We start from the raw sequence: 702 nt of genomic DNA, 5'->3' as shown, positions 1-702 counted from the left end.
TCGCGGGCCTGATCGCGGGCGGCGCCCACCCCTCTCCCGCACCGCACGCCGACGTGATCTCCACGACCACCCACAAGACCCTGCGCGGCCCGCGCGGCGCGATGCTGCTCTCCCGTGAGGAGCACGCCAAGGCCATCGACAAGGCCGTCTTCCCCGGCCTCCAGGGCGGCCCGCACAACCAGACCACCGCCGCCATCGCGGTGTCCCTGCACGAGGCGGCCCAGCCCTCCTTCCGTGTCTACGCCCACGCGGTGGTCGCCAACGCGGTCGCCCTCGCCGAGGCGCTGCTCGCCCGCGGCTTCGACCTGGTCTCCGGCGGCACCGACAACCACCTGATCCTGATGGACCTCACCCCCAAGGACGTCCCCGGCAAGGTGGCGGCCAAGGCCCTGGACCGGGCCGGCATCGTCGTCAACTACAACACCGTCCCCTACGACCCGAGGAAGCCGTTCGACCCCTCCGGTGTCCGTATCGGAACCCCCTCCCTCACCTCTCGCGGTCTCGGTACGCAGCACATGGCCGCCGTCGCCGACTGGATCGACCGTGGTGTCACCGCCGCCCGCACCGGGGACGAGGACCAACTGGCCAAGATCCGCGGGGAGGTGGCGGAACTGATGGCCGCCTTCCCCGCCCCTGGCCTGCCCACCGACTAGGCGTCCAGGTCGATCAACTGCTGCTGCGGCTCCACCGGTTGAGCCCGCC

The 702-nt window shown here is 71.8% G+C and carries 1 pseudogene; it reads left to right on the top strand.

The features are described 5' to 3' along the window. Window positions 1–653 (top strand): annotated as a pseudogene (glyA, locus tag J0695_RS40710) (serine hydroxymethyltransferase); the annotation flags it as partial. Window positions 654–702 lie beyond the last annotated feature (49 nt).

Origin of the sequence: Streptomyces beijiangensis (genome assembly GCF_017315755.1) — a bacterium.
In the GTDB taxonomy this organism is placed as follows: Bacteria; Actinomycetota; Actinomycetes; order Streptomycetales; family Streptomycetaceae; genus Streptomyces; species Streptomyces beijiangensis.
This window is presented reverse-complemented; position numbering and strand designations above follow the sequence as displayed.